This window comes from Streptomyces sp. CBMA291, from assembly GCF_014596525.1.
Taxonomy (GTDB): Bacteria; Actinomycetota; Actinomycetes; order Streptomycetales; family Streptomycetaceae; genus Streptomyces.
This window is the reverse complement of sequence record NZ_MSJP01000049.1, coordinates 21,496-27,652: the sequence shown is the minus strand read 5'-3', so window position 1 is coordinate 27,652 and position 6,157 is coordinate 21,496. Positions and strand designations below refer to the sequence as shown.

Genomic DNA, 6,157 nt, shown 5'->3' with positions numbered 1-6,157 from the left:
AGTAGACGACTGGGTTGATAGGCCGGATGTGGAAGCCCAGTAATGGGTGGAGCTGACCGGTACTAATAGGCCGAGGGCTTGTCCTCAGTTGCTCGCGTCCACTGTGTTAGTTCTGAAGTAACGAACAGTTGCTGGTTTCTAGAGCTAGAACACAACTACAGAGTGTGCTTGTTCGCTCGAAACCGATAGGGTTTCGGTGGTCATAGCGTTAGGGAAACGCCCGGTTACATTCCGAACCCGGAAGCTAAGCCTTTCAGCGCCGATGGTACTGCAGGGGGGACCCTGTGGGAGAGTAGGACGCCGCCGAACAATTCTTCAGGACCTCTGGTCCCAGCGTTCACGCTGGGACCAGAGGTCCTTTTGTTTTTTGCTCGACTTTTTCCGATGCGCGGCCGAGTGCCGACTGCGCGAGAATGACTGAAGTACCCGAAGACAGGAGTCACACCGATGCCCACCAACTCTCCCGACGACCGTCCGGAGCGCGAGCCGCGTCGCAGGGACGGTGCCGGTGGCGACCGGGGCGGCTTCCGGGGTCCGCGCCGAGACGACAACCGTGGCGGCGGCGGAGGCTTCCGTCGCGATGACAACCGTGGTGGCGGCGGCGGCTTCCGCCGTGACGACCGCGGTGGCGACAACCGCAGTGGCGACAACCGTGGCGGAGACAACCGTGGTGGCGGCTTCCGCCGCGACGAGCGTCGTGACGACCGCCCCTCCTTCCGCCGTGACGACAACCGTGGCGGCGGCGCTGGCGGCGGCTTCCGTCGCGATGACCGTCCTTCGTACGGGCAGCGCGACGATCGCCGAGGCGGCGACAACCGTGGCGGGGACAACCGTGGTGGCGGCTTCCGTCGTGACGACCGTCGTGACGAGCGGCCTTCCTCCTTCCGTCGGGACGACCGTCCCTCGTACGGGCAGCGGGACGACAACCGTGGCGGCGACAACCGTGGTGGCGGCTTCCGTCGTGACGACCGTCGTGACGAGCGGCCTTCCTCCTTCCGTCGCGATGACCGTCCCTCGTACGGGCAGCGGGACGACAACCGTGGCGGCGGCTTCCGTCGCGATGACCGTCGTGATGACCGTCCCTCCTCCTTCCGCCGGGACGACCGTGGCGGTGACAACCGTGGTGGGGACAACCGTGGCGGTGGGTTCCGTCGCGATGACCGTCGTGACGAGCGGCCCTCCTCCTTCCGTCGCGATGACCGTCCCTCGTACGGGCAGCGCGACGACCGTCGGGATGACAACCGTGGTGGCGGCGGCTTCCGCCGTGACGACCGTGGTGGGGACAACCGTGGTGGCGGCTTCCGCCGTGATGACCGTCGTGACGAGCGGCCCTCTTCCTTCCGTCGGGACGACCGTCCCTCGTACGGGCAGCGGGACGACAACCGTGGCGGCGACAACCGTGGTGGCGGCTTCCGTCGTGACGACCGTCGTGACGAGCGGCCCTCCTCCTTCCGTCGGGACGAGCGTCGTGACGACCGTCCCCCGTTCCGTCGGGACGACAACCGTGGCGGCGGCGGTGGCTTCCGTCGGGACGACCGTGGTGGCGACAACCGGGGTGGCTTCCGGCGGGACGACAACCGCGGTGGCGGCTTCCGCCGTGACGACCGGGGTGGCGACAGCCGGGGTGGATACCGTGGCCGGGACGACCGGGGCGGCTTCCGTCGGGACGACCGCGAGCGAAGCGACCGCGCGCCGATCAAGCGTCTGCCGATCCCGCCGGAGGTCACCGGTGAGGAGATCGACCCCGATGTGCGCCAGGAACTGATGAGCCTGCCCAAGGGGCTGGCCGAGGACGTCTCCCGCAACCTCGTCATGGTCGCCCAGCTGATCGACGAGGACCCGGAGAAGGCGTACGGCTACTCCCGTGTCGCGCTGCGGCTCGCCTCCCGCGTCGCCGCCGTGCGCGAGGCCGCCGGCTTCGCCGCGTACGCCACGCAGAATTACTCCGAGGCGCTGGCCGAGTTCCGTGCCGCCCGCCGGATGAGCGGTGGCGTCGAGCTGTGGCCCGTCATGGCCGACTGCGAGCGTGGTCTCGGCCGCCCCGAGCGGGCCCTGGCCATGGCCGGTGAGCCCGAGGTGCAGAAGCTGGACAAGGCCGGTCAGGTCGAGATGCGGCTTGTGGCCGCCGGTGCCCGCCGTGACCTCGGCCAGCTCGACGCGGCCATCGTCACCCTCCAGAGCCCCGAGCTGGCCTCCCACGCCAACCACCCGTGGACCGCGCGCCTGCGGTACGCCTACGCGGACGCGCTGCTCGCCGCCGGGCGTGAGCGTGAGGCCCGCGAGTGGTTCGGGAAGGCGCTCGAAGCCGACAAGGACGGGGCCACGGACGCCTCCGACCGCCTCGCCGAGCTGGACGGTGTCGAGTTCGTCGACGCGTTCGACGAAGACGAAGCGGACGAGGACGTCGAGGCCGGGAACGTCGACGGCATCGAGGATGAGGCCGACGACGAGGACGGCGACGCCGACGACACCGACGACGACGAGGATGACGACCTCGACGACGAGCGGGACGACCGCGCCGGTGACAAGAGCTGACGCGATCCGCGCATGAGCAAGGGGCGGCACCCTCGGGGTGCCGCCCCTTCGTCGTTCCCGGGGGCGCTCAGTCCAGCGCCAGGCTCCTCAGGACCAGGCCCGTCGCGGGCTTCGGGCCGAACGAGGTCGACTTGCGGGGCATCGTGACGCCCTGCCGGGCCAGCTCCCGTACGACCTCCTCGCGCACCGGGTGCATGAGGACCGCCGTACCGCCGAGGCGTTCCGCCTGGGAGACCGCCGCCGCCGTGTCGTGGAGGTAGGCGATGTCCTCGGGGGCGTCCGGGACGCGCCAGACGTGTTCGAGGAGCGTGGCGTGCAGGACCGTGGCGTCCAGGGTGCGCCAGGCCTCCGGGCGGTCCGCGCGGATCGTACGGTCGAGGAGCGCCGGGTCGGGCCGGTCGACCAGGTGGAAGGAGCCGTCCCCCGCGAGAAGGAAGGCGTTCCCCCCGGCGGTGGCCGTCTCCAGGGCCTTGAGGGCCTCCGGCAGGGGCTGTTCGATCCGGCGCACCCGGAACGAGCCGTCCAGGGCCGCGAGGGCCTCGGCGAGCGGCAGCCGGCCGAGGAGCCGGTGGATCGCACGGACCCGCAGCGGATAGCGGGCGGTGTCGACGAGCAGGACCAGACCGTAGTTCCACGGGCCCGGCGCCGTGTGCTCCTCGCGCAGCCGGAGATAGGTCGCCCAACGGTGGTGGCCGTCGGCGATGAGCGCCTGGTGGCGGCCGAGTTCGGCGGCGACGACGGCCTGCTCCGCCGGGTCGGTCACCGCCCAGAGCCGGTGCCGGAAACCGTCCTCGGTGGTCGTGGCCAGCAGCGGCTCACGGGTCACCGCGCGCTCCACCACCGCGTCGGCGCCGTCGCCGTCCCCCACGTACGTCAGGAGCAGCGGCTCCAGGTTCGCGCCGGTCGTCCGCATCAGGGCCGCGCGGTCCTCGACGACATGCGGCATGACGTCCTCGTGGGGGAGGACCACCCCCTCGTCCGGGGCGGACAGCTCCAGGGCGCCGATGAGGCCCCGCTGGAACAGACCGTCGCCCTGCTGCTCGTAGACGTAGAGCGCGGGCTCGGGGTCCGGGGCGAGGACGCCTTCCGCGAGCCAGCGTTCGAGGGTGACGGCGGCCTTGCGGTGCCGGGTGCCCGTCGGGAGCGCCTGCGGAAGGATCAGCCGGACGATGTTGTGGGGATCGGCCGACTCCAGATGGATCAGTCCGTCAGGCCGTACGACGACGTCGTAAGGGGGAGACGTCACGGCGGCGAGGCTGCCGACCCGCTCGGGGACGTAACGCAGTCCGCGGAACGGGGCCAGGCGCAGCCCTCCGGTGTCGTCGCGGACGTCGGCGGCCGCGTGACCTGAGGTGTTCATCTCGTCATCGTAGGGGGAGATCAGGCATGAGAGATGATCGGGGGAGCGAGGGATTTTCACCCGAAGAGGCGAGGAGAACGCGGTGACGGTGCGGGACGGCCAGGGACGGCGGGAGAGCGGCACGACGCTGCCGGGAGGCAGCGCTCTGCCACTGAGCGAGGCCTACGACACGGCCCTGCTCGACCTGGACGGAGTCGTGTACGCGGGCGGGGCGGCCATCGCGCACGCCGTCGAGACGCTGACCACGGCCCGGTCCGGCGGAATGCGCCTGGCGTACGTCACCAACAACGCGCTGCGGACCCCGGACACGGTCGCCGCACACCTCACCGAGCTGGGCGTCCCCACCGGACCCGGCGAGGTGATCACCTCCGCGCAGGCGGTGGCCCGGCTGATCTCCGAGGAGATGCCGGCCGGTTCCCGGGTCCTGCTCATCGGCGGCGAGGGGCTGCGGGTGGCGCTGCGGGAGCGGGGACTCGTACCGGTGGAGTCGGCCGACGACGACCCGGTGGCGGTCGTGCAGGGGTACGGCGGGCCCGAGATGCCCTGGAGCCGCTTCGCGGAAGCCGCCTACGCGCTGGCGCGGGGGCTGCCCTGGTACGTCTCCAACACGGACCTGACGATTCCCGGGGCGCGGGGCATCGGGCCGGGCAACGGGGCGGCGGTGGAGGTCGTGCGGATCGCGACCGGCGGCAGGACCGAGCCGAAGGTGGCGGGCAAGCCGCTGCCGCCGATGCACCGCGAGACGGTCCTGCGGACCGGGGCGCGGCGGCCACTGGTCGTCGGGGACCGGCTGGACACGGACATCGAGGGGGCGTTCAACGGCGGGGTCGACTCGCTGCTCGTGCTGACCGGAGTCACGGACGTACGTCAGCTCCTCCGGGCCGTGCCCGCCCACCGGCCGACGTATGTCGCGACCGATCTGCGGGGGCTGCTCACCGCCCATCCGCAGGTCGTCGCCGACGCGGACGGCGGCTTCGGGTGCGGGGAGTGGCGGGCCTCGGTGCGCGGGGGCGAGCTGCTCCTGGAGGGCCCGGAGAGCGGTACCGGGACCGGTGCGGAGAACGGTGCCGGGGAGGCGATGGACGCGGTACGGGCGCTCTGCGGGGCCGTCTGGTCGGCCGCCGACGCCGGGGAGACGCCGGACGTGGACGAGGTTCTGACGCGTCTCGGGGTGTGAATTGGGTAGGCTAACCTAACTTTGTTGGGGCAAGGGCATACGGGAGCTATGGGCATGGACGGTCGGCGGCAGCGGCTGAGCGCGGAATCGGTCACTCTGGCGTACGAGCAGCGGGTCATCGCCCGTGAGCTGTCCGTCGAGATCCCCGACCACTCGTTCACCGTCATCGTCGGTCCGAACGCCTGCGGCAAGTCCACCCTGCTGCGGGCCCTCTCCCGGATGCTCAAGCCCAGCGAGGGCCGCGTCCTCCTCGACGGGCAGTCGATCCACTCGATGCCCGCCAAGAAGGTCGCCAAGACCCTCGGGCTGCTGCCCCAGACCTCGGTGGCCCCCGACGGGATCACCGTCTCCGACCTCGTCGCCCGGGGCCGCTACCCGCACCAGGGGCTGCTGCGGCAGTGGTCCCCCGAGGACGAGCGGATCACCCGCGAGTCCATGGCGGCGACCGGCGTCGCCGAACTGGCCGACCGGTACGTCGACGAACTCTCCGGCGGCCAGCGCCAGCGCGTCTGGATCGCCATGGCGCTGGCCCAGCAGACCCCGCTGCTGCTGCTCGACGAGCCGACGACGTACCTCGACATCCAGCACCAGATCGACGTGCTCGACCTCTGCGCCGAGCTGCACGAGACACAGGGACGGACGCTCGTCGCCGTCCTGCACGACCTCAACCACGCGGCCCGGTACGCGACCCACCTCATCGCCGTACGGGACGGCGAGGTCGTCGCCGAGGGGCCGCCCTCCGAGGTCGTGACCGCCGGACTCGTCGAGCGGGTCTTCGGGCTGCGCTGCCAGATCATCGACGACCCCGAGACGGGCACCCCGCTGGTCGTGCCCGCCGGACGCAAGGCCCGCGCGCCCCGGCCGGTCCCGGCGGCCGAGCCGATACCCGGGGCCGTGGCGGAGCCCGCCCCTTCCGTGGGGGAGTCCGTCGGGGCGGCGGCGCAAGAGCCCGCGCTGCGGAAGTAGGGGCCCCGGGCGCCGGGCCCGCAAGCTCCCGGGCGCGAGAGCCTTGGGGGTACGACAGCCTTGGGCGTACGACAGCCCTGGGGGGCGAGCCGCTCCGGGCTGCGAGGGGTCTGGGCCAC

General features: G+C 71.7%; 4 protein-coding genes, 2 rRNA genes and 1 pseudogene. 6 read left to right on the top strand and 1 reads right to left on the bottom strand.

Going from position 1 to position 6,157, the window contains the following annotated elements; all coding sequences use genetic code 11:
• The 4 genes and pseudogenes from BU197_RS13480 to BU197_RS30450 form a co-directional block, all read left to right on the top strand.
• A 23S ribosomal RNA gene (locus BU197_RS13480) occupies nt 1–86 on the top strand; the annotation flags it as partial.
• Nucleotides 87–192: 106 nt separating this feature from the next.
• Nucleotides 193–309: ribosomal RNA gene (gene rrf, locus BU197_RS13475) — 5S ribosomal RNA — on the top strand.
• 108 nt (nt 310–417) lie between these two features.
• A pseudogene (locus BU197_RS30455) lies at nt 418–1,500 on the top strand (hypothetical protein); the annotation flags it as partial.
• Between the two features lie 204 nt (nt 1,501–1,704).
• Nucleotides 1,705–2,535, top strand: coding sequence for a tetratricopeptide repeat protein (locus BU197_RS30450; protein ID WP_223184001.1), 831 nt, complete (start codon nt 1,705–1,707; stop codon nt 2,533–2,535).
• Nucleotides 2,536–2,602: 67 nt separating this feature from the next.
• Here BU197_RS30450 and BU197_RS13465 read toward each other — a convergent pair whose 3' ends face one another.
• Entirely contained in the window at nt 2,603–3,895 is a 1,293-nt protein-coding gene (locus BU197_RS13465; protein WP_188268492.1) for a DUF1015 family protein, read from the bottom strand.
• 82 nt (nt 3,896–3,977) lie between these two features.
• Between BU197_RS13465 and BU197_RS13460 the strand changes: the two genes are divergently transcribed.
• Together BU197_RS13460 and BU197_RS13455 are read left to right on the top strand one after the other, a co-directional pair.
• The gene (locus BU197_RS13460) at nt 3,978–5,072 is read left to right on the top strand and encodes an HAD hydrolase-like protein (RefSeq protein WP_188268491.1); all 1,095 of its coding nucleotides are present in this window, start codon (nt 3,978–3,980) and stop codon (nt 5,070–5,072) included.
• A 54-nt stretch (nt 5,073–5,126) separates the two neighbouring features.
• Nucleotides 5,127–6,038 (top strand): ABC transporter ATP-binding protein, encoded by a 912-nt coding sequence (locus BU197_RS13455; protein WP_188268490.1) that lies wholly within the window; start codon nt 5,127–5,129, stop codon nt 6,036–6,038.
• Nucleotides 6,039–6,157 lie beyond the last annotated feature (119 nt).